Origin of the sequence: Rhizobium hidalgonense (assembly GCF_002914525.1) — a bacterium.
Classification (GTDB): Bacteria; Pseudomonadota; Alphaproteobacteria; order Rhizobiales; family Rhizobiaceae; genus Rhizobium; species Rhizobium hidalgonense.
Genome location: NZ_LODW01000093.1, coordinates 19,420 through 39,534, shown reverse-complemented (window position 1 = coordinate 39,534; position 20,115 = coordinate 19,420). Strand labels below are relative to the sequence as shown.

The window sequence follows — 20,115 nt, the reverse complement described above, 5'->3', positions numbered from 1 at the left end:
GGCCCGGAATAAACTGCGAATGAACAATGCCTCAGGCGAGCAGCGCCTCATAGGCCCGGTAAATGGCGAGGAAGTCGGAGGCTTTCAAGCTCGCCCCGCCGATCAGCGCGCCGTCGACATTGGCAATGCCCATCAGCTCGCCGGCATTGGTCGGTTTGACCGAGCCGCCGTAGAGAAGACGCATCTTGCGGCCTTCATTGCCGAAGCGGGCCACGAGCTCGGCGCGCATGAAGGCATGCGCCTTTTCGACGTCGCCTGATGTCGGCGTCACACCGGTGCCGATCGCCCAGATCGGCTCGTAGGCGATGACGGTGCTTTCGGCGGTGGCGCCGTCCGGAACCGAGGCGGAAAGCTGGCGCTTGATGACATCGAGCGCCTGCCCCGCGCGGCGTTCGTCAGCCGTCTCGCCGATGCAGATGATCGCCGTCAGTTCGGCGGCAAAGGCTGCCTCCGCCTTGGCGCGCACCAGATGATCTGTTTCGGCATGGTCGGTGCGCCGCTCGGAATGGCCGACGATGACATAGGTGCCGAAAGCATCGGCGATCATTTCAGCCGAGATGTCGCCGGTATGCGCACCGGATGCCTTCTGATGGCAATCCTGCGCGCCGATCGAAAGCGGGCTGTCGGTGCAGAGCGCAGTCGCAACGTAGAGCAGCGTCGTCGGCGGGCAGATCAGCGCCTCGACCTTGTCGGCGAGCGGCGGGCGTACGCCCTCGGCGATCGCCTTGATCTGATCGAGGGAGGCACGCGTCCCGTTCATTTTCCAATTTCCCGCCACGAGCGGTCGCACGTCAGGTTTCATGCCGGCCTTCCCAAAATCTGTCGATGCCTGCGGCAATATCAAAAGCTTGTGGCAAAGAAAAGCATCATGCCCCTGACGTAACGGGAATCCCTGCCATCTGGCGCATATTTCTGCCGAAATACGATGGGCGGCACGCTTCAGCCGGCGAGAATCCAGCTTAACACCCTGCGCCAGTCGATCATCCGGATCGGCGTTCCGTGATTTCCAGTCTGAAACAGCGTGAAGCGCGTCGGATATTTGGCCTTGTGCAGGCTTTCGAACAGCGCTTGCTGGTTGCTTGCGGCATAGACCGGGTCACGGCTGCCATGGGCGAACCAAAGCGGCAACTTCGCCTTGTAGAAGGCGCTCCTGGTGAAATCGGGATCGGTGACGCCGCTCATGATAAGCATGCCCTTCAGCCGCTTGACGCTGTCGCCGTCGCGCGCAATGCCCCAGCAGACCTGGCTGCCCATCGAGGCGCATGAAAGGATGATCGGCCGGCCCGGCGACTGGGCGCTGGCATAACGGATGAGGCCGGCGATCGCGGCAACGCCGTTGCTGTCGAAGCTCCTGACCGTCGGCGAATAATAGACGCCGCCATTGCCGGCGACGAGGTTCTTCAGCCGGTTGAAATTGCCGCCGAAACTGTAGTCGTTGGCCCCCAGCCGGCGGTCGCCGTCGCGGCCATGGATGAAAATTACCGTGAAGGCGGCATTCTGGGCCGGTCCCACCCTGGTGACATCGAGCCCGATGCCGTCGAGCGACAGCGTCTCGTCGGCCTGGGTCTTGCGGATGCCGAGTGCCACATATTTCTGCTGCACCCGCTTTTGCGGGATCTGGTCGCGGCCGTTGATATCGCGCATCTCGTCATAGTCGATGACCTCGAAGGCGCCGTCATCGCCCGTCTGCAAGATGGTCTGCTTCGAAAACAGATCGTCCTTGAAGGGCGGCAGCGTATCGGCCGCCCGCGCCGGGCCGACGGAAGACAGCGCGGCTGCGGACAGGAAAAAGGCCGCAATTGCCGATATAACAGTGCAATGACTTGTGGACATTCGCATGCGGATGGTTTCCTGAAGCCTGCCGCCGCTTGCCATTCTGCGCCCGGCAACGCAAATCATGTATGAAAAGCCCGCCAAAACGGGCGGTGTCGCGTATAGATGTGCTTTCTGGCAAAATCTGCCTGATTCGCAAACGTGACATGAAATGCGGTGATTTTGGGTCGGCGGAGGATGCAAGCCCCAAGCCAGACCCAAGACAGGATGAAGATCTGAACGGCTCCATGGACGATAGCAACGACCTCTTTTCCGGAATGCCCCTCTCTGAGAAACGCGAGGAGGCACAAAAGCCTGCCGCCCCCGCCGAGCGGCCGCCGGTGACGGCTGCGCCCGTCGCCGCAGTTGCACCTAATGCCGGAGCCTCTCCTGCCGCTGGAGCCTCTGCGCGCCCGGCCCCCGCTGCGTCGAACTCGGACGAGTACGGTGCCTCGTCGATCCGCGTCCTCGAAGGCCTCGAGCCGGTGCGCATGCGCCCGGGCATGTATATCGGCGGCACAGACGAGAAAGCGCTGCACCACCTATTTGCCGAAGTCATCGACAATGCGATGGACGAGGCGGTCGCTGGACACGCCAATTTCATCGAGGTCTATCTTGACCTCGAGGGTTATATCACCGTCTCCGACAACGGCCGCGGCATCCCGGTCGAGAACCATCCGCAGGTTCCGGGCAAGTCGACGCTCGAAGTCATCATGACCAAATTGCATGCCGGCGGTAAATTCGACGGCAAAGCCTACGAGACCTCGGGCGGCCTGCATGGAGTCGGCGTCTCGGTCGTCAACGCGCTCTCCGACGACCTCGAAGTGGAAGTGGCACGCAACCGCAAGCTCTACCGCCAGCGTTTTTCCCGCGGCCTGCCGCAGGGCGGGCTCGAAGAATTGGGCGACGTCCACAATCGCCGCGGCACCCGCGTGCGCTTCCATCCCGACCCGCAGATATTCGGGGATCACATGAAGTTCGACGCCGCCCGGGTGTTCCGGATGGCGCGCTCCAAAGCCTACCTGTTCGGCGGCGTCGAGATTCGCTGGAGCTGCGAAGCGGGTGTCTTGCCCGAAGGCTCTGAGGTGCCCGACAAGGCAGTCTTCCACTTCCCCGGCGGCCTGAAGGATTATCTCCAGGCGACGATGGGCAAGGAATTCACCGTCACCCGAGAGATCTTTGCCGGCAAAACCGAGAAGGTGAGCGGCCACGGCTCGATGGAATGGGCGATCACCTGGTATGGCGGCGATCCGCAGGTGCATTCCTATTGCAACACCATCCCGACGCCCGAAGGCGGCACGCACGAGGCGGGTCTGCGCATCGCGCTGACCAAGGGCTTGAAGGCCTATGCCGAGCTGACGCAGAACAAGCGCGCTGCGCAGATCACCACCGATGACGTGATGATCTCGGCCGTCGGCATGCTGTCGGTCTTCATCCGCGAGCCGGAATTCGTCGGCCAGACCAAGGACAAGCTTGCGACCGTCGAGGCTCAGCGCATCGTCGAGAACGCGCTCCGCGATCCCTTCGACCACTACCTTGCCGACAATCCGAACGAATCGGCCAAGCTGCTCGACTGGGTTATCGAGCGCGCCGAGGAGCGCCTGCGCCGCCGCAAGGAAAAGGAAGTCAACCGCAAGACGGCGGTGCGCAAGCTCCGTCTGCCTGGCAAGCTCGCCGACTGCTCGCAGAATACCGCCGAGGGCGCCGAACTCTTCATCGTCGAGGGCGATTCGGCAGGCGGCTCGGCCAAGCAGGCGCGCAATCGCACCAATCAGGCCATTCTTCCTCTGCGCGGCAAGATCCTCAACGTTGCGAGTGCCGGCCGCGAAAAGTTTGGCGCCAACCAGCAGCTCGCCGATCTCATCCAAGCGCTGGGCTGCGGCACCCGCTCGAAATACCGCCAGGAAGACCTGCGCTACGAGCGCATCATCGTCATGACCGATGCCGACGTCGACGGCGCCCATATAGCCTCGCTGCTCATCACCTTTTTCTACCAGGAAATGCCGGAGTTGGTGCGCGGCGGACACCTCTTCCTCGCCGTGCCGCCGCTCTATAAGATTACCCAAGGCTCGAAATCCGCCTATGCCCGCGACGACAATCATCGCGCCGAGCTGATGCAGACGGAATTCAAGGGCAAGGCCAAGGTCGAGATCAGCCGCTTCAAGGGCCTCGGCGAGATGATGGCCGCCCAGCTCAAGGAAACCACCATGGATCCGTCCAAGCGCACCCTGCTCAAGGTCATGATCGACGAGGTGGATTTCGAAGGCACCCGCAGCGCCGTCGACGATCTGATGGGCACCAAGCCGGAAGCCCGCTTCCGCTTCATCCAGGAACGCGCGGCCTTCGCCGAAAATCTCGATATCTAAAACATACTGATAGCGCGCCGAACCGCGGGATAGACAGGGTTCGGCGCGCCCACATTTTAGCATCAACGATTTCATCGAACTGACGAAGAACCGTAACAACTCCGTCAAACACCCGGCGCATGAAGCGATCGGCGCACGCCCTTGAGGGAACATCTGCGCCGGCTCGTTTCAACCCCTTGCCGGATCTTGTCATGACCAAGCGTTTTCTCGCGACAGCCGCTTTCGTTCTCCTGTCCAGCACCGTCACCGCCAGCCCCACCGATATCGGCGCCACCGTCGAGACCGCCTGCCCCTTCGGCGATTGCGCCGCCGGCATTTCGCTCTCCTATCTCGGTGAATTCGTCATCCCCAGCGGCCACATGGAAAACGGCGTTGAATTCGGCGGCATATCAGGCCTCGATTTCGATGCCGCTACCGGCCACTACATCGCCATCAGCGACGACCGCTCGGAAAGAGGCCCGACCCGCTTCTATGAACTCGACGTCGATGTCGACGCATCCGGCCTCAAGGGCGTTTCCGTCGTCAAGCAGGTGACGTTGAAGGACAAGAACGGCGAGCCCTTCGCCGCCAGGACCGTCGATCCGGAATCGATCCGCCTCGGCAAGGACGGCATCTATTGGGGCAGCGAAGGCGACGGCAAGGCGCTGCTGCCGCCCTTCGTCCGCGTCGCTGCGCCGGACGGTTCGTTCGTGCGCGAATTCAAGCTGCCGGAGGGCTTTGCGCCGACCGCCGACAGGTCGACCGGCATCCGCGACAACCTTGCTTTCGAGGATCTCGCCGTCGCACCGTCCGGCGATGTTTTCGTCGGTGTCGAAGCTGCGCTCTACCAGGACGGCCCCAACCCCTCGCTGACCACGGGCAGCCTGTCGCGCATCATCCGCTACGACGGCGCCAGCGGCGAGCCGAAGGCTCAATACGTCTATCCGGTTTCGCCGATCCCGCAGGCCGCCACCAAGGCCGACGGCGGCAACGATAACGGCATGTCGGAAATGCTGGCACTCGATGATCACCGCCTGCTCGCCGTCGAGCGCAGTTATGCCCAGGGCTTCGGCAACAGCATCAAGATCATGATGATGGATCTGGCCGACGCGACCGACGTATCCGCCATCGCATCGCTCGCCAAAAACGACCAGCGGATCGTCCCCGCCCGCAAGAGCCAGATCCTTGATTTGAGAGCAATCGGTCTCGTTCCCGACAATATCGAGGCGATGTCCATGGGCAAGGCCAAGGACGGCAGCGACGTCGTCATTCTCGGCTCCGACAATAATTTCTCGGCCGCCCAGAAGGCGCAATTCTACGCCTTCAAGATTTTGCGCCGTCCGCAGCCAGCAAGACATCAGCTATGACGGCCGAATTGCGACGCTTTGTATACGCTTTCACTGTGCTGACCTTGAAACCGCCGGGTTGATGGCCCATAACCAGAAGACAAGAATAAGAAGAGGCGCGCGTGGGTGTGTTCGACCGTCAGAAAAGCAATCATGAACCGCGATGGCTCGGATCGTCAGCGCCGACACGTACGGCGCTGATTCCCTCCATCTCGGCGGCGCGCTGGCTGTTGGTCCTGATTGTCGCGGCTGGCGTCTACTTCTTCTACGGCTTCCTCGTGCCGGTGCTTGCGGCCCTCGTTATCGGCTTTGCCAGCTGGCCGCTCTACCGCAAGCTTCTTGCCCGCGTCGGCGGCAATACGACGATCGCCGCAACCATCGCCATCATCATGATCATCACTTTTCTGGTGATCCCGATCGGGCTTGCGGTCACCTATACGACGGGCGAAGTGCGCAACTGGGTTGCCTGGACCATCCATGCCAATCGCGCCGGCGCCCCGACACCGGCCTGGATTGTTGCGCTGCCTTGGGCAGGCGCCTATCTCGATGAAGTCTGGACCAAATATATCGGCAGCCCCGGCGCCCTCGGCGAGGTCATCCAGGCGGTCAGCGGCGCCAATATCGGCAATATCTACCGTGCCGTACTTGCGGCCGGCGGCGGCGCCTTCCACCTGCTGCTGACGCTGCTCTTCATGCTGATCGCGCTGTTCTTCGTCTATCGCGACGGTTTTTCCTTCTCCAAACAGATCGACATGCTGGGCGAGCGCATCCTGCCGAACCGCTGGGAGCGAATTTCCCGCGTCGTGCCGGCGACGATCAGCTCCACCGTCATGGGGATGACGCTGATTGCCATCGGCGAAGGCATCGTGCTCGGCCTCGCCTACTGGATTGCCGGCGTGCCGTCGCCGGTGACGCTCGGCGTGCTCACAGGCGTCATGGCGCTGATCCCGGGCGGCGCGCCGCTCTCCTTCACGCTGGTCTCGATCTATCTGCTGGCGAGCGGCTCGCATGTCGCCGGCGTCGGTCTCTTCGTCTGGGGAACGGTTGAACTCTTCATCGTCGATAAGACGTTGCGGCCGAAGCTCGTCGGCGGCCCGATCAAGCTGCCCTTCCTGCCGACCTTCTTCGGCCTCGTTGGCGGCGTCAAGACGATGGGCTTCCTCGGCCTCTTCATCGGCCCGGTGCTGATGGCGCTGATCGTCGCCATCTGGCGCGAATGGATCCACGAAGCCCGCAACGCCGAAAAGGGCGAGACGGGACCACAGGTCCTCATCGACGAGCAGGCGCCGCCGTCCAAACCGATCCCCCGCGTCGCCGAAGGCTGAACATTGCCGCCCTTTATCCCAGCCGCTTTTCCATGAACAGGCTGAGTGGGTCCGGCAGATAGCTGCCGAAGGGCGCAATTTCCTGGTAACCGTATTTGCGGTAGAGAGCGATCGCCTCGGGCTGGTAAATGCCGGTTTCAAGCCGGATCGCCGTCAGCCGCTTTTCCCCAGCTATCGCTTCAAGCGCGTTCATCAGGCTGCTGGCGATCCTCAACCCCCTCGCTTCCGGGTCGACGAACATGCGCTTGATCTCCGCCGTGCCATCGCCGGCCTCGACCAGCGCGCAGCAGCCGACGATCGCATCGCCGTTGCGCGCGACCAGGAAACTCACCGAAGGCTTCTCCAGCAGGGAGAGATCGACCAGATGGTTGCTCTCGGCAGGATAGAGCGACTGCGCATAGGCATCGGAAAGATCGAGCAGGCGGATGACGCCGTCCTGACGCGGCGGCTCCACGGCGATGGTGACGGACATGCTGCCTCTTTCTGCTGGCGCAGGGCACAATTTTGTCCGACATGACCAAGAGTTAATGCCCCTTGCCTTCATTCGGTTGGAATTGCGCCCTCTAAGACGATGACATGCTCAATAGCCAAGGAGGCAAAATATGCAAGCGGTGCTGATCGCGATGACCATTCTCGGTTGCGACGATTCCATCAGCCAATGCAGCTATGTCGCGACAGTCGATAAACGCTGGGAGACGGTTGCCGCTTGCGATGCCGAAGCCGAACGTCGCCTGAAAACCTATGCCAATGTCAGCTATCCCTCGGTGATTGCGGTATGCGAGGCGCCGAAAGCGGTCGCCGCCGCCGAACCGCCGAAGCCGGCGCCCGCACCGCCGGCCGTTCCTGAAGCGGCCGAACAGCGCCCCCAGGGCCTGCTTGCCTTTGCCGACGACATTGCCGGGCGGGTCCGCGATCACCTGCCCACCGGCAGGAGCGTCAAAGATACGCTCGCCAAGCCAGTGCATTTCGTCTCCGCCAGCTATTCCTGGGTCGTGACGCGGCTGGCCGATTAAGCAGCCGCAAGCGCCGCATAAACGCGGGCCGACTGCCGCTGTTCGGCGACACCAAGCTTTTCCACCATGTCGAGCAACTCGCCGATCTCGCCATGCGCGCCGTCATGATGGCGGAATTTTTCGAGAAGACGGGCGCAGATTGCGCCGGTCACGCTGACCGACGCTTTTCTGGCAGCATCACGCCACAGCATCGTCGCCTCGACGAAGATGACGCTGATGTCTCTCGGAAGGCCGGCGGACTCGTAGAGCGCGCGCACCGCATGCATGCGCCCGGTTGCCAGGATCGAGCGCACCCGGCGTTCGCCGCAGCCTGTGAGATCGACGATCGCGCCGGCGAAGAAATCCACCTTGCCGGCGCAGAGCGCCTGCATCAGGAAGGATGGCGTCAGCCGGCCGTTGAGGCGCAGATGCTGGACGAGATCGGGGATCTCGCGTGGGGTGATGTCGCCGGCAATCGAAACGATGGCGGCCTCGGTCGCCTCGCGGCTGATGCGCTGGAGCCGCTGCAGGCCGATCGTCGCCTGTGCGAGCGGCAGCCCGACCAGCGCATTGCTGACATGCTGGGTGAGCAACTGCCGGGCATCGGCGGGAAGATCGCTGCGGTCGAGAAGCAGGTTGCGGATGTCGCAGCCGTCGCCGAGCCGTTCGGCGATGCGTTTCAGGGATTGGCCGGAGATCGCCGCGCCGTCGTTCTCGAGCAGGCAGAGCAGCTCTTCCTCGTCGCCGACTTCCGCAAGTGCCGCCGAAACCGGGCGCGTTACATGCGCCCTCGCCGCGATCAGCATGCGGGTGGCGCCGTTGCCACGCGCCGCAAGATCGACAAGATCGGCATCACCCAGAAGCGGCGAACAGGTCACCGCATGGCAGGCGACCTCGGGCTGGTCCTCGGCAAGCGAAAGGACCAGGCTGCGCGGCGCATCAGGTGACCAGGCGATCGCCTCGGCAAGTGCCAGCCGCACGCGCGGTGAAGGATCGTCGAGGAGAAAGGTCATCGCCATCTCGGCCGCCGCCCGCTCGTCCGCCGTCATCTCGGACTGCAGATAGGCCCGCCCGAGGGCGTTTGCGGCCCGGGCCCGGTCACCGGTCTTGGCCGTTTCGATCCAACGAAGGAAAGCTTCTACGATCACGCGACGCCCCAGCACTTGAACGCGATTCCCTCGCGTTTCATTCAATGCTGCGACCGTAGCGGCAAAAGGTTTAAGATTGGTTCACCATATTTCTTAAGCCTTTGTACGCCTTGCTCGTTCGGCTCAACCTTGCTGCGGCCTCGGCCGAAACATTTCGAAGACCTCGCTGGCTTCGCTGTAATCCATATAGCCCAGACGCGCGACAGGGCGGGCAAGCGACATGTCGATGCGTCCGTCCCTGACGATCGCCTCATCGATGTGAATGCCGACCACTTCCCCGAAGACGAAGACGTTTTCCGACGGTTCGCCTGACAGCGTCTTCGGTTCGATGATCTCCGTAACCTTGCATTCGAGCACCGCGAAGGCTTCGCCGACATAGGGCGCATCCACGAGTTCGGCCTGCTTCGGCGTCAGGCCGGCGAAGCCAAATTCGCTGTCGCCATAGGGCAGCGCCGCCGAGGAAAGGTTCATCTTTTCAGCGAGATTGCGGCTGACGAAACTGCAGGTGAAGGCGCCGGTTTCCCCCGCATTGCGCTGGCTGTCCTTACGGCCGCTGGAGGAAAACATCACCAGCTTCGGCCGATCGGAAACGGCATTGAAGAAGGAATAGGGCGCCAGATTGATCGAACCGTCCCTGCCCTTGCTGCCGATCCAGCCGATCGGGCGCGGCGACACGATCGCCTTGAACGGATCATGCGCCAGCCCATGCCGGTTGCTGTCGGTGCTGTAGAACATCAGTCCTCCCCGCCGACCCAGGTGACGGTATCGGCAAGCTCCGGCCGCGGCCGCTCGATCGCCGGAAATGTCGTCGAGCCGATATGGATGAAGCCCGCCACCTTCTCATCCGGCCCGACGCCGAGCAACGGGTAGGCGCGCTCGTCATAGGCGAACCACTCCGTCAGCCAGTTGGCGACATAACCGCTGGCATTGGCGGCCAGGATGACGTTGAGGCAAAGCGCGCCGGCAGACATCATCTGCTCCCATTCCGGGATCTTGATATGCGGCCCCGCCTTGCTGACGACGGCGACGACAACAGGCGCGCGGGTGAAACGGGCGCGCTCGACCTGGATCATCTCCTCGGAAAGCTCGGGCTTTGCCTCGAGCGCCAGCTTCAGAAGCTCCTCGCCGAGGTGGACGCGGTGCTGTCCGCGATAGACGATGAAGCGCCATGGCGCGATCTTGCCGTGATCCGGGACGCGCGAGGCAAGACGCAGGATTTCCTCGATCTCGGCCTTTTCGGGACCTGGCTCGCACATCTGGAAAGCGGGGATGGAGCGGCGCACGGCGAGGTAGTCGATCAGTTTGATATCGGATTTCATGCGGGAGAAACTCTCATTTTTATGCTGCTGCAAAGCGTGGGTCTTGAATTTGCCATCGCGTTGGTCTTGAAGTGACCTTTGCGATTTCAGAAGTCAATCGGTTCACGAAACAGATGTTTGGCATTTCGCCTTTTGCACGCATCGGTCTTGTCATCGCCCTGATGGTCTTGATGCCCCATGGCGCCGGCGCGCAGAATGCTTTCAAGGAATTCAAACAGCTTGAGTCGACGTCGAAGATGCCGAAGCTCAACGCCTTCATTGCGCCCGGCACGGCGCCCGAAGGCGCGAAACTGCGCGACGTGCCGCTGGAAGCCAAGCTGACGACGGACGGCGCGCCGATCGAGGAAGGCCTCTCCTGGTATGTCTTCAGCCCGATCGCCGGAACCGACGGCAAGCTGCCGCTGATCGCCAGCGCCAAGGGTGGACCCGCCGCCTTTCAGCTCGCTCCCGGCGATTATTTCGTCAACGTCTCCTTCGGCCGCGCCGGCGTCACCAAGAAACTCACCGTTCCCGCCGACGGCGCGGTCGACAAGCAGGTGATGGTGCTCGATGCCGGCGGTCTGCTGCTCAATGCCGTCTCCGGCACGGATGCCCGCATCCGCCCCGACCAGTTGAGTTTTTCGATCTATTCCTCGGAAGTGCGCGAGGACGGCGAGCGCGGCCTCGTCGTGGCAGATGTCTCCCCGAACACGGTCGTCCGCCTCAATGCCGGCACCTATCACATCGTTTCCGAATATGGCAGCGTCAACGCCGTCATCCGCGCCGATATCCAGGTCGAAGCCGGCAAGCTGACCGAAGCGACGATCCAGCATCGCGCCGCGCAGGTCACCTTCAAACTGGTCTCCGATGCCGGCGGCGAGGCGATCGCCGACACGGCATGGTCGATCCTGACGGCGGCCGGCGACAGCGTCGGTGAGAGCGTCAGCGCCTTCCCGACTATGGTCCTCGCCGAAGGCGGCTATTCCGCCGTCGCCCGCAACAAGGACAAGATCTACCAGCGCGACTTCACCGTCGTCGCCGGCAGGAACACCGATGTCGAGGTCCTGATGAAGGACCAGCAGCCGCAGCCGCCGGTGAATGACGCGGCCCGTACGGTGCAGCAGGTGCCGGTGGGAACGCCGCCGCCGCCGGGCGTCCAGCCGGCTCCGGTGGCACCGCTCCCCTCCTACGAACAGCTCGCGCCGCAGGGCGGAGACGACACTAGCCTCGATTGATTTAGTGTCAGCGGTTTCGGTCTATTCGGAGAAGTGCGTTTCGCCGTTGCTGATAAGACGGCTGGAACCCCTGACGACGCAGATCGGGAGCGCTTCAATGCCGCCCGGGCTCACCAGTTCCCGTCGTCGCAACAACATTGCGGTTGTCGATTGATTTCCGACAGCGCCGGATCCGGCGCTGTCGGATAGCGGCGATTTTCAGGCTGCCGCCTTGGCTTTCTTTGCTTCGGCCTTGCGACGGATGTCGGGCGGCGTCGCTTCGAGGGTCAGGCTGTCGACGGCTGCATCGAGCCCCATCGAAACCTGCTCCTGGCTGCCGAGGCGGCGGATGTTGACCGTGCGCTCCTCGGCTTCCTTCCGGCCGCAGACGATGATCACGGGAACCTTGGTGACCGAGTGCTCGCGGACCTTGTAGTTGATCTTCTCGTTGCGGAAATCGGTCTCGACGTTGAGACCGGCGTCGCGCAGCGCCTCGGCCACCTCGAGCCCGTAGGCGTCGGCTTCCGAGGTGATCGTGGCCACCACCACCTGCAGCGGCGATACCCACAGCGGCAGATGGCCGGCGAAGTTTTCGATCAGGATACCGAGGAAGCGTTCCATCGAGCCGCAGATGGCGCGATGGATCATCACCGGCTGCGTCTTTTCGGAGTTGCTGTCGATATAGAAGGCACCGAAACGTTCCGGCAGATTGAAATCGACCTGTGTCGTCCCGCACTGCCATTCGCGTCCGATCGCATCCTTCAGCGTATATTCGAACTTCGGCCCGTAGAAGGCGCCCTCGCCCGGCAGAATGCCGGTCTTGATGCGGCCCTCGGATTGCGACTCGATCGTTTTCAGCACGTCGGTCATGACGGCTTCCGCGCGGTCCCAGAGTGCGTCGGAACCGACGCGCTTCTCCGGCCGGGTTGAAAGCTTGACGACGATTTCCTTGAAGCCGAAGTCTTCATAGACCGACAGGATCAGATCGTTGATTTTCAGGCATTCGGCGGCCATCTGCTCGTCCGTGCAGAAAATGTGCGCGTCGTCCTGTGTGAAACCGCGCACGCGCATCAACCCGTGCAGCGCGCCCGAAGGCTCATAGCGATGCACCAGGCCGAATTCGGCGAGGCGGATCGGCAGTTCTCGATAGGACTTCAGCCCGTGCTTGAAGATCTGCACGTGGCCGGGGCAGTTCATCGGCTTCAGCGCAAAGACGCGGTTATCCGCTTCCTTGTCTTCGGGATGAGTCATCGCATGCGCCGATTTCACGGCAAACATGTTTTCCTGATACCAACCCCAGTGACCCGAGGTTTCCCAGAGCGCGGTGTCGAGTACCTGCGGCGCATTGACTTCTTCATAATCGACAGCGAGCCGGCGACGCATATAGGAGACGAGCGACTGAAAGATGCGCCAGCCCTTGCCATGCCAGAAGACGACGCCCGGGCCTTCTTCCTGGAAATGGAACAGGTCCATTTCACGGCCGAGCTTGCGGTGGTCGCGCTTCTCGGCTTCCGCCAGCATGTGCAGATAGTTGTCGAGATCGGCCTGGTCGGCCCACGCCGTGCCGTAGATACGTGAGAGCATGGCGTTGTTGCTGTCGCCACGCCAATACGCACCGGCAACCTTCATCAGCTTGAAGGCGGTGCCCACCTGGCCGGTGGAGGCCATGTGCGGGCCGCGGCAAAGGTCGAACCATTCGCCCTGATTATAGATCTTCAGATCTTGCCCTTCGGGAATCGCATCGACGAGCTCGACCTTGTATTGTTCGCCCTTGGCGGCAAAAACTTCCTTGGCCTTCTCGCGCGACCAGACCTGCTTGGTGAAGGGCGCATTGCGGGCAATGATCTCCTTCATCTTCTTTTCGATCTTCGGCAGATCGTCGGGCGTGAAGGGCTCGTTCTTGGCGAAGTCGTAATAGAAGCCGTTTTCGATGACCGGGCCGATCGTCACCTGCGTGCCGGGCCAAAGTTCCTGCACCGCTTCAGCCATGACATGTGCTGCGTCATGGCGGATGAGTTCAAGCGCGCGGCCGTCCTTGCGGGTGATGATTTCGATCGTGCCATCGGTGACGGCCTCGGAAAGGTCCTGCACGACGCCGTCAAGCGCAATGGCGACGGCGCTCTTGGCGAGCGACTTGGAAATGGATTCGGCGACATCCCTGCCGGTCGCGCCAGCTGCAAAGCTGCGCACGGAACCATCGGGAAATGTCAGGGAAATGGCGTCAGACATCGAAATTCTCCTTGTCCAGTCCCGCCAACGAATGCGGGTGGTTGAAACGGAAGCGCCTCCGATGTTTGGAAGCGCTGCCGCCTGATACTCAGATTTGCCGCGGGAGTAAAGAAGCTGCCGGCCTACATGATCATTTGGGCGAGGCCGCACACGGTGTTCCAGTTGCGCATCGTGCCGATGCCTATCCGCTTGGTGGTCAGCGCTGAAAGCAGCTTGGACTGGCTTGGCTTGCCGGCGAAATCGATCCACAAATCACCGCCGACGACGGCGATGCGCTGTCCCTCCGTCATCAGCGGTTTCAGCGCCTCCACCTTCTCCGGGTCGACCGGCAGACGCATCACCCGGACGATGACCTGGTCGCCGCTGCCGTCCCTGAAGGGATTGGTGCCGCAAAGCGCCATCCAGGTGCAGTCGCTGCGCACGATGATATCAACATGTTTGCCGAATTTCTCTTCGAACCCCTCTTCCAACGCGACCTCGAGTTCGTGCGGCCGCATCTCATCGGCCTCGAAGACCAGATTGCCTGTGGACACCAACGTGCGCGGTTCGCGATAACCAAGATCTTTGGCAAGCGCGCGCAGATCCTCCATGATGACACGGCGGTCGGGGGTCAGGACAATGCTGTGCAGAAGGGCGATGAAAGTGCTCATGGCGCGCTCACCCTTTCCTGCGCCCGAGGGAGAAATACCGCCACGGGGTCCACCAGCGGAAGTCTTCGCCGAGGATCTCCGGCACCTGGTCGAGGCCGCTGGTGCCGCCCGGGCCGCAGCGGCCGACGCGAAACAGCGTCATCCAGCCGCCGGCCCACAACCCGTGGCGGGCGATCGACTCATAGCCATATTCTGAGCAGGTCGGGATATGCCGGCAGGAATTGCCGACAAAGCCGGACAGCGTCAGCTGATAGAGGCGGATGAGCCCCATGCCGAGCAAGCGGTCGGGGGTCTTGCGGAACGGGCCGGTATAGTTGCGGGAGCGGCGTGCGACCTTTCCACGCGGCTTTTCAGATCCGGCGGCGCCGCCGTCATCCTCATCGTCCGCCTGCAGGGCGCAGAACTCGCACATCTCAGTTACGCCTCGACAACTTCCGCCCGTTTCGCCTCGATCTGCCCGATCGCATCGACGACGGCATCGAAGGTCAGCATCGTCGAAGCATGGCGGGCCTTGTAGTCGCGCACCGGCAGCAGATAACGCATGTCTTCGAACCGGCCTTCGGGCCCGGCCCCATCCGCCTTCAGCATGGCAAGCATGTCCAGGCGGGCCTGGCGCAATTCGCCCGATGTGGCGCCGACCACATGGCGGGCCATGATCGAGGAGGAGGCCTGGCCGAGCGCGCAGGCCTTCACGTCATGGGCAAAACCGGTCACGGTATCGCCGTCCATCTTCAGCCAGATCTTGACCTTCGAGCCGCAAAGCTTCGAATAGGCCTGGGCGCTCGCATCGGCATCCGCCAATGTGCCGGTCAACGGAATATTGCCGGCGAATTCGAGGATCTTGCTGTTGTAAATGTCGTCCATGTTGGATTTCCGCTCCAAAATCGCTGCGGATCGGCCTCAATAAGGGCTGTTATTGTTATTGAAACAAAAAACACACCGTGTCATCTGAGGATACTTACATACGATGGCCGTATTCCTATATGTATGTCGTTCGAAGGCCATTAAAATGCAATGGCCTCGTGTAAGTTTGATTGGGAAACCGTGCCGGAGGGGCGTTGATTGCGCCTCGAAAGCCCCGGAGCCTGCCAAAGGTGCATGAATTCCCGCATGGGATTGACCAGTGGCGATTCCGACAGATCGGTCCGCGGTGCGGACCAGGAGACCATTGTTCATGGACGCCATCGTAAAGAACTTTCCGCAGACCAACCGCGATTCCGATCGGCCCTCCCAGCAGGAGGCGGAGGAAGCTGTTCGCGTCCTGCTGCGCTGGGCCGGTGAGAACCCGACGCGCGAAGGCCTGATCGAAACGCCCGCTCGTGTCGTCAAATCCTACCGCGAGCTTTTTTCCGGTTACGACATGGCTCCGGAAGACGTGCTCGGCCGCACCTTCGAAGAGGTCGCCGGCTATGACGACATGGTCCTCGTCAAGGACATTCCGTTCTTCTCGCATTGCGAACACCACATGGTGCCGATCATCGGCAAGGCTCACGTCGCCTACATGCCGGACGGGCGGGTGCTCGGCCTGTCGAAGATTGCCCGCGTCGTCGAGATCTATGGCCGCCGCCTGCAGACGCAGGAAACGATGACGGCGCAGATTGCCCGGGCCATCGACGATACGCTTAACCCACGCGGTGTTGCGGTGATGATCGAGGCTGAACATATGTGCATGGCAATGCGCGGCGTTCAGAAACAGGGCTCGACCACGTTGACGACCACCTTTACCGGAACGTTCAAGACCGAGCCGGCCGATCAGGCCCGTTTCATGACCATGGTGCGGAGCCGCTGATACCGGCTCCCTCAGGAGGGCCGCGATGAGCCAATTGATTTTCAGTCAACCATCCGAGGACAAGTCGGCGTTGGAAGACGCCGGCGATTTCACGCCGCGTTTCGACGACCGTGGCCTGATCACCGCCATCGTCACCGACGCCGGCGACGGCGAGTTGCTGATGGTAGCGCATATGAACGCCCAGGCATTGGCACTGACCATCCAGACCGGCACGGCTCACTATTTCAGCCGATCGCGCGGCAAGATATGGAAGAAGGGCGAGACCTCGGGCAATCTCCAGACGGTGAAGGAAATTCGCACCGATTGCGACCAGGACGCCATCTGGCTGAAAGTCGAGGTCGCCGGCCATGACGCCACCTGCCACACCGGCCGCCGCTCCTGCTTCTATCGGACAATCACGCTTCGGGATGGAAAGCCGATGCTCGATATCGTCGACGACGAGCGTCATTTCGATCCGCAGGACGTTTACGGAAAATAGGCCCAAATAGAGCCGGAATTTCCTGGCACCTGCTCCTTATTGCGCCAGAAGTCGCCTCTATATACCATTTGGAAACTGATCGGGCACACTATCGGAAGCCATGTGTTCTGCTGGGAGGGGAGAGCGCCATGCTGAGCTGGAACTTGCATCGTCAAAGCTCTGAAGGCGAAGGCTCCGGTTCCGGCATGTCGACCACACTCGAGACGATCCCGCTTCCCGCACCCGTCAAGAAAATCAAGATCGCGCTGGCGCTCGGCGGCGGCGCTGCCCGCGGCTGGGCCCATATCGGCGTGCTGCGCGCCCTCGACGAAGCGAAAATTGAGATCGGCATGATTGCCGGCACCTCGATCGGCGCGCTGGTCGGCGGCTGCTATCTCGCCGGCAAACTCGATGAACTTGAGACTTTCGCCCGCTCTCTGACGATGCGCCGCATCGCAAGTCTGCTCGATCTCACCATCGGCGGCAGCGGACTGTTCGGCGGCATGCGGCTGACCAAGCGCATGCAGGAACATCTCGAAGGCCTGAACGTCGAGGATCTCGACCGGCCCTTCGTCGCCGTCGCCGCCGAGGTCAATACCGGCCACGAGGTCTGGATCGCCAATGGTTCGCTAATTACGGCGCTGCGCGCCTCCTATGCCCTGCCCGGCATTTTCGAGCCGGTGCGCAGCAATCACCGCACGCTGGTCGACGGCGCACTGGTCAATCCAGTCCCCGTCTCCGTCTGCCGCGCGTACGAGCAGCCGCTCGTCGTCGCCGTCAATCTCAATTACGATCTCTATGGCCGCTCGGCCGTCGTGCGGCACAATGCCAGCCTGACGCCGCAGGAAGTACAGAAGCAGGAAGAGGCGCCCTATGCCCGTCTCGGCATGACCGGCGTCATGGTGCAGGCTTTCAATATCATCCAGGACAGGATCGCCCGGGCCCGCCTTGCCGGCGACCCGCCGGATATTTCGCTGCAGCCGCGTCTGAGTTATATCGGCCTTTCGGAATTCCACCGGGCCGGCGAAGCAATCGAACGCGGCTACGAGGAAGCCAGAGCCAGGCTTCCCGAAATCAAGCGCATGCAGGAAGTCTACGCCAGCTCCCCCTGATCGACATCATCCGCAAGCTCGTAGCCGTTTTACGGCAATCGCGTCACTCGAACGAGGATGAAAACCTCAGCCTGCGATATAGGCCTTGATCTCCTCGGCCTCGCGCTCGACTTCGGCGATGCGCGATTTCACCACGTCGCCGATCGAGATGATGCCGGCGAGCTTGCCATTGCTTTCCACCGGCACGTGGCGGAAACGGCGGCTGGTCATCAGCTCCATCAGCTCGTTGACGGTCGTCTCCTCATGGCAGCGGTAGACCTTGGCGGTCATGACCTGGGCGAGCGTCTGGTCGAGGCCGTCCTTGCCGTATTTGGCGATGGCATGCACGAGATCGCGCTCGGTGAACATGCCCGAAATCCGGTTCTCCATGCCGACGACAACGATCGCGCCGATCTTCTTCTTGCTGAGGATGACCGCCGCTTCGGCGACCGTGGTGTTCGGCCCGGCGGTGAAAACGTCCCTGCCCTTCAGGTCGAGAATTGCTTTGACTGAACTGGTCATTCGAACCTCCTATATCCGTGAAGCACTTGTCACAGGCATCCGCGGCGGTTTCTCCCCCCAGCGCGGATAGGTCGATGGTGCACTGCCCGGCTCAGGATTGCAACAGATCCTTCTCCGTATCGGCGGCTTCCGTCACAGCTGGGCGCGGCGCCCGGTCGAACAGCGAAAACAGCAGGAAACCGAAGACGAAACCGCCGATATGGGCGTCCCAGGCAATGGCCTGGTCGCTGTCGCCGACGAGCGGAATGCCGACGGCGATCAAGGCGTTGCCGACCAGCCAGAGCAGCATGAAGATGACGACGGTCCGGCTCTGCAGCGCCTCGACGATGGAAAGCCGGGCATTGAGATGGGCCGGCAGCATCGGCCGCCGTTCGGCCGGAAATGCAAATCGGCAGGCAGCACCCATCAGCCCGGAGATGACGCCCGACGCGCCGATCAAAAGCGTCACATCCCCCCAGTTCAAGACCGCGTGCAGGGCGGCGGAGGCAACCGCTGAGAAAAACCAGAAGAGCACGAAACGCAGCGTCCCGATGCGGCGTACCACCGGTGCGCCGAAGGCCATCAGCCAGACGCCGTTGAAGACGATGTGCTGGACGCTGCCGTGCAGGAGCGAATAGGTGACGGGCGTCCAAAACAGCTCCGACCCCTGCTGCGACAGCGGAAATATATAGCGGGCGGGCACGAATCCGAAGGTAAAGAACAGCCAGCTCAGCGCATCGTCGGAGAGCACGAGCGCCTGCACCGCATAAATGACGACAAGCAGACAAAGGCTGAAGAACAGCGCCGGCGGAAGGTTGAAGACCGGCACGCGCGGCGGCTTTGCCGGCGGCTGCACCTCGGGAGGTTCGGGCGCCTTATGCGGCTCGGCCGTCTGCTCATTCATTTCGATATCGCCTCGTTGAGGCCACAGCCATACAGGAGCACCTGTCAAAAAAAAAGCCGTCCGAAGTGCCGGACGGCATGACCGGGAGTTCCTGGAAAGACCTGGATCCCGCAGGTTGTGCTGGACTTCGAAAGTCGAAGCGATGGTCAGACAGTGCCACGACAGGCACCGCTTCTCAACCGAAACCCTTTCTTAACCTTAACCGCCGCGACTTGGCATGAAATCCGCAAGGTAGAGCCTGTAGGGGCAATGAGTGCCCGAAAATGATCCGGAATGGGACAGGTTGGTGAAAAATGCGTGTGCAAACGACCATCGAAATTTTTGACTACTGGAACCGTATCCGCGGCGCAGCCGATGCGCCGCTGAAATCGCAGGTCGAACCCTCCGCCGTACCCCATCTGCTGCAAAGCCTGTTCATCCTCGAGACCCGCGAGCAAGGAGACATCGGCTTCCGTCTCGCCGGCACCCGCATCTGCGATCTATTTGGGCGGGATCTGCGCGGCGCACGTTTCTCCTCACTCTGGGCAAACGGCCAGCATGCCGACATCGAACGAACGGCGATGGGCGTCATGGACCACGCCATGCCGGCCCTGTTCAATGCGACCGGCTACAGCACCGTCGGTCACCAGGCCTCCTTCGAGATCATCATGATGCCGCTGCGCTCGCCGGGCGGCGCCTGCGACCGGCTGCTCGGCGCGATCGCGCCCACGGCGGTTGCGAGCTGGCTGGAGATCGTGCCGCTCGAATTCCTGGCTCTTGACCGCAGCCGTCTGCTGCCCGGAAAATTCGCCAGCACCGCACCCGCTGAGCTGCGCCCCATCAACGAAATCGTCGCCAGCAAAAGCGCCGGTTTTGGGCAGGTTATGCGCCGGATGGTGTCGCAGCTGCTGACGAGTGCGGAGGCGCGCTGACAGTCCCGTTTCGGGACATCGTACATACTCGTTTTCGGCTATATGAGAATGAGGCAAGACAACCTTCTGTTAATGGATTGCGGGTAATGATCGTACTCTCAGA

General features: G+C 62.0%; 21 protein-coding genes. 9 read left to right on the top strand and 12 right to left on the bottom strand.

What is annotated here, in order from left to right:
* Positions 1 to 31: 31 nt before the first annotated feature.
* Positions 32 to 802, bottom strand: coding sequence for a triose-phosphate isomerase (gene tpiA, locus ATY29_RS28030; protein ID WP_097533448.1), 771 nt, complete (start codon positions 800 to 802; stop codon positions 32 to 34).
* Between the two features lie 137 nt (positions 803 to 939).
* The gene (locus ATY29_RS28025; RefSeq protein ID WP_097533605.1) at positions 940 to 1,839 is read right to left on the bottom strand and encodes an alpha/beta hydrolase family protein; all 900 of its coding nucleotides are present in this window, start codon (positions 1,837 to 1,839) and stop codon (positions 940 to 942) included.
* 221 nt (positions 1,840 to 2,060) lie between these two features.
* Here ATY29_RS28025 and parE point away from each other — a divergent pair, with 221 nt between their 5' ends.
* The 3 genes from parE (at position 2,061) to ATY29_RS28010 (ending at position 6,828) form a co-directional block, all read left to right on the top strand.
* Positions 2,061 to 4,178 (top strand): DNA topoisomerase IV subunit B, encoded by a 2,118-nt coding sequence (parE, locus tag ATY29_RS28020; protein ID WP_003573015.1) that lies wholly within the window; start codon positions 2,061 to 2,063, stop codon positions 4,176 to 4,178.
* Between the two features lie 191 nt (positions 4,179 to 4,369).
* On the top strand, positions 4,370 to 5,524 hold the full coding sequence (locus ATY29_RS28015) for an esterase-like activity of phytase family protein (protein ID WP_097533604.1): 1,155 nt from the start codon (positions 4,370 to 4,372) through the stop codon (positions 5,522 to 5,524).
* A gap of 101 nt (positions 5,525 to 5,625) precedes the next feature.
* Complete coding sequence (locus tag ATY29_RS28010) at positions 5,626 to 6,828, top strand: AI-2E family transporter (RefSeq protein WP_003573011.1); 1,203 nt, start codon at positions 5,626 to 5,628, stop codon at positions 6,826 to 6,828.
* A 13-nt stretch (positions 6,829 to 6,841) separates the two neighbouring features.
* On the opposite strand, the gene ATY29_RS28005 is transcribed toward ATY29_RS28010, so the two are convergent.
* Positions 6,842 to 7,300, bottom strand: a complete 459-nt coding sequence (locus tag ATY29_RS28005) for a GNAT family N-acetyltransferase (protein ID WP_097533447.1) — start codon at positions 7,298 to 7,300, stop codon at positions 6,842 to 6,844.
* A gap of 130 nt (positions 7,301 to 7,430) precedes the next feature.
* On the opposite strand from ATY29_RS28005, the gene ATY29_RS28000 reads away from it, so the two are divergent.
* Positions 7,431 to 7,841 (top strand): hypothetical protein, encoded by a 411-nt coding sequence (locus ATY29_RS28000; protein ID WP_097533446.1) that lies wholly within the window; start codon positions 7,431 to 7,433, stop codon positions 7,839 to 7,841.
* Here the strand turns inward: ATY29_RS28000 and ATY29_RS27995 are convergent.
* The 3 genes from ATY29_RS27995 to ATY29_RS27985 all read right to left on the bottom strand — a co-directional run bounded on the left by ATY29_RS27995 (position 7,838) and on the right by ATY29_RS27985 (position 10,287).
* On the bottom strand, positions 7,838 to 8,983 hold the full coding sequence (locus tag ATY29_RS27995) for a DUF2336 domain-containing protein (protein WP_097533445.1): 1,146 nt from the start codon (positions 8,981 to 8,983) through the stop codon (positions 7,838 to 7,840). The two genes, ATY29_RS28000 and ATY29_RS27995, sit on opposite strands and share 4 nt — an antisense overlap.
* Before the next feature lie 108 nt (positions 8,984 to 9,091).
* Positions 9,092 to 9,703, bottom strand: a complete 612-nt coding sequence (locus ATY29_RS27990; RefSeq protein ID WP_097533444.1) for a flavin reductase family protein — start codon at positions 9,701 to 9,703, stop codon at positions 9,092 to 9,094.
* Positions 9,703 to 10,287 carry a nitroreductase family protein gene (locus tag ATY29_RS27985; protein ID WP_097533443.1) on the bottom strand — a complete coding sequence of 195 codons (585 nt, stop codon included), beginning with the start codon at positions 10,285 to 10,287 and terminating at the stop codon, positions 9,703 to 9,705. The genes ATY29_RS27990 and ATY29_RS27985 overlap by 1 nt, the downstream gene beginning before the upstream one ends.
* Before the next feature lie 113 nt (positions 10,288 to 10,400).
* Between ATY29_RS27985 and ATY29_RS27980 the strand changes: the two genes are divergently transcribed.
* Entirely contained in the window at positions 10,401 to 11,501 is a 1,101-nt protein-coding gene (locus ATY29_RS27980) for an RgsD C-terminal domain-containing protein (RefSeq protein WP_097533442.1), read from the top strand.
* Positions 11,502 to 11,699: 198 nt separating this feature from the next.
* Here the strand turns inward: ATY29_RS27980 and thrS are convergent, their stop codons facing one another.
* The 4 genes from thrS to ATY29_RS27960 form a co-directional block, all read right to left on the bottom strand.
* Positions 11,700 to 13,709 carry a threonine--tRNA ligase gene (thrS, locus tag ATY29_RS27975; RefSeq protein ID WP_003572998.1) on the bottom strand — a complete coding sequence of 670 codons (2,010 nt, stop codon included), beginning with the start codon at positions 13,707 to 13,709 and terminating at the stop codon, positions 11,700 to 11,702.
* Positions 13,710 to 13,831: 122 nt separating this feature from the next.
* Entirely contained in the window at positions 13,832 to 14,359 is a 528-nt protein-coding gene (locus ATY29_RS27970) for a DUF1697 domain-containing protein (RefSeq protein WP_003572996.1), read from the bottom strand.
* Between the two features lie 7 nt (positions 14,360 to 14,366).
* Complete coding sequence (yidD, locus tag ATY29_RS27965) at positions 14,367 to 14,771, bottom strand: membrane protein insertion efficiency factor YidD (RefSeq protein WP_097533441.1); 405 nt, start codon at positions 14,769 to 14,771, stop codon at positions 14,367 to 14,369.
* Positions 14,772 to 14,776: 5 nt separating this feature from the next.
* Positions 14,777 to 15,223, bottom strand: a complete 447-nt coding sequence (locus tag ATY29_RS27960; protein WP_097533438.1) for an iron-sulfur cluster assembly scaffold protein — start codon at positions 15,221 to 15,223, stop codon at positions 14,777 to 14,779.
* Between the two features lie 310 nt (positions 15,224 to 15,533).
* Here ATY29_RS27960 and folE point away from each other — a divergent pair, with 310 nt between their 5' ends.
* From folE to ATY29_RS27945, 3 genes are all read left to right on the top strand, one after another.
* Complete coding sequence (gene folE / locus ATY29_RS27955; RefSeq protein WP_003572990.1) at positions 15,534 to 16,148, top strand: GTP cyclohydrolase I FolE; 615 nt, start codon at positions 15,534 to 15,536, stop codon at positions 16,146 to 16,148.
* A 25-nt stretch (positions 16,149 to 16,173) separates the two neighbouring features.
* Positions 16,174 to 16,626: a phosphoribosyl-AMP cyclohydrolase gene (gene hisI / locus ATY29_RS27950; protein WP_003572988.1), complete on the top strand. Its 453-nt coding sequence runs from the start codon at positions 16,174 to 16,176 to the stop codon at positions 16,624 to 16,626.
* 128 nt (positions 16,627 to 16,754) lie between these two features.
* Positions 16,755 to 17,717, top strand: coding sequence for a patatin-like phospholipase family protein (locus ATY29_RS27945; RefSeq protein ID WP_003572987.1), 963 nt, complete (start codon positions 16,755 to 16,757; stop codon positions 17,715 to 17,717).
* 66 nt (positions 17,718 to 17,783) lie between these two features.
* On the opposite strand, the gene ATY29_RS27940 is transcribed toward ATY29_RS27945, so the two are convergent.
* Together ATY29_RS27940 and ATY29_RS27935 are read right to left on the bottom strand one after the other, a co-directional pair.
* A complete protein-coding gene (locus ATY29_RS27940; protein WP_003572984.1) occupies positions 17,784 to 18,218 on the bottom strand; it encodes a CBS domain-containing protein in 435 nt (144 codons plus the stop codon).
* Positions 18,219 to 18,309: 91 nt separating this feature from the next.
* Complete coding sequence (locus ATY29_RS27935; RefSeq protein ID WP_097533436.1) at positions 18,310 to 19,101, bottom strand: rhomboid family intramembrane serine protease; 792 nt, start codon at positions 19,099 to 19,101, stop codon at positions 18,310 to 18,312.
* Positions 19,102 to 19,394: 293 nt separating this feature from the next.
* On the opposite strand from ATY29_RS27935, the gene ATY29_RS27930 reads away from it, so the two are divergent.
* Positions 19,395 to 20,012 (top strand): PAS domain-containing protein, encoded by a 618-nt coding sequence (locus ATY29_RS27930; RefSeq protein ID WP_003572980.1) that lies wholly within the window; start codon positions 19,395 to 19,397, stop codon positions 20,010 to 20,012.
* Positions 20,013 to 20,115: the final 103 nt, after the last annotated feature.

Bases quoted from the DNA above. Each gene is read 5' to 3' on its own strand.
- tpiA (WP_097533448.1), bottom strand. From the start codon at position 802: ATGAAACCTGACGTGCGACCGCTCGTGGCGGGAAATTGGAAAATGAAC.
- ATY29_RS28025 (WP_097533605.1), bottom strand. From the start codon at position 1,839: ATGCGAATGTCCACAAGTCATTGCACTGTTATATCGGCAATTGCGGCC.
- parE (WP_003573015.1), top strand. From the start codon at position 2,061: ATGGACGATAGCAACGACCTCTTTTCCGGAATGCCCCTCTCTGAGAAA.
- ATY29_RS28015 (WP_097533604.1), top strand. From the start codon at position 4,370: ATGACCAAGCGTTTTCTCGCGACAGCCGCTTTCGTTCTCCTGTCCAGC.
- ATY29_RS28005 (WP_097533447.1), bottom strand. From the start codon at position 7,300: ATGTCCGTCACCATCGCCGTGGAGCCGCCGCGTCAGGACGGCGTCATC.
- ATY29_RS28000 (WP_097533446.1), top strand. From the start codon at position 7,431: ATGCAAGCGGTGCTGATCGCGATGACCATTCTCGGTTGCGACGATTCC.
- ATY29_RS27990 (WP_097533444.1), bottom strand. From the start codon at position 9,703: ATGTTCTACAGCACCGACAGCAACCGGCATGGGCTGGCGCATGATCCG.
- ATY29_RS27985 (WP_097533443.1), bottom strand. From the start codon at position 10,287: ATGAAATCCGATATCAAACTGATCGACTACCTCGCCGTGCGCCGCTCC.
- ATY29_RS27980 (WP_097533442.1), top strand. From the start codon at position 10,401: ATGTTTGGCATTTCGCCTTTTGCACGCATCGGTCTTGTCATCGCCCTG.
- thrS (WP_003572998.1), bottom strand. From the start codon at position 13,709: ATGTCTGACGCCATTTCCCTGACATTTCCCGATGGTTCCGTGCGCAGC.
- ATY29_RS27970 (WP_003572996.1), bottom strand. From the start codon at position 14,359: ATGAGCACTTTCATCGCCCTTCTGCACAGCATTGTCCTGACCCCCGAC.
- yidD (WP_097533441.1), bottom strand. From the start codon at position 14,771: ATGTGCGAGTTCTGCGCCCTGCAGGCGGACGATGAGGATGACGGCGGC.
- ATY29_RS27960 (WP_097533438.1), bottom strand. From the start codon at position 15,223: ATGGACGACATTTACAACAGCAAGATCCTCGAATTCGCCGGCAATATT.
- folE (WP_003572990.1), top strand. From the start codon at position 15,534: ATGGACGCCATCGTAAAGAACTTTCCGCAGACCAACCGCGATTCCGAT.
- hisI (WP_003572988.1), top strand. From the start codon at position 16,174: ATGAGCCAATTGATTTTCAGTCAACCATCCGAGGACAAGTCGGCGTTG.
- ATY29_RS27945 (WP_003572987.1), top strand. From the start codon at position 16,755: ATGCTGAGCTGGAACTTGCATCGTCAAAGCTCTGAAGGCGAAGGCTCC.
- ATY29_RS27940 (WP_003572984.1), bottom strand. From the start codon at position 18,218: ATGACCAGTTCAGTCAAAGCAATTCTCGACCTGAAGGGCAGGGACGTT.
- ATY29_RS27935 (WP_097533436.1), bottom strand. From the start codon at position 19,101: ATGAATGAGCAGACGGCCGAGCCGCATAAGGCGCCCGAACCTCCCGAG.
- ATY29_RS27930 (WP_003572980.1), top strand. From the start codon at position 19,395: ATGCGTGTGCAAACGACCATCGAAATTTTTGACTACTGGAACCGTATC.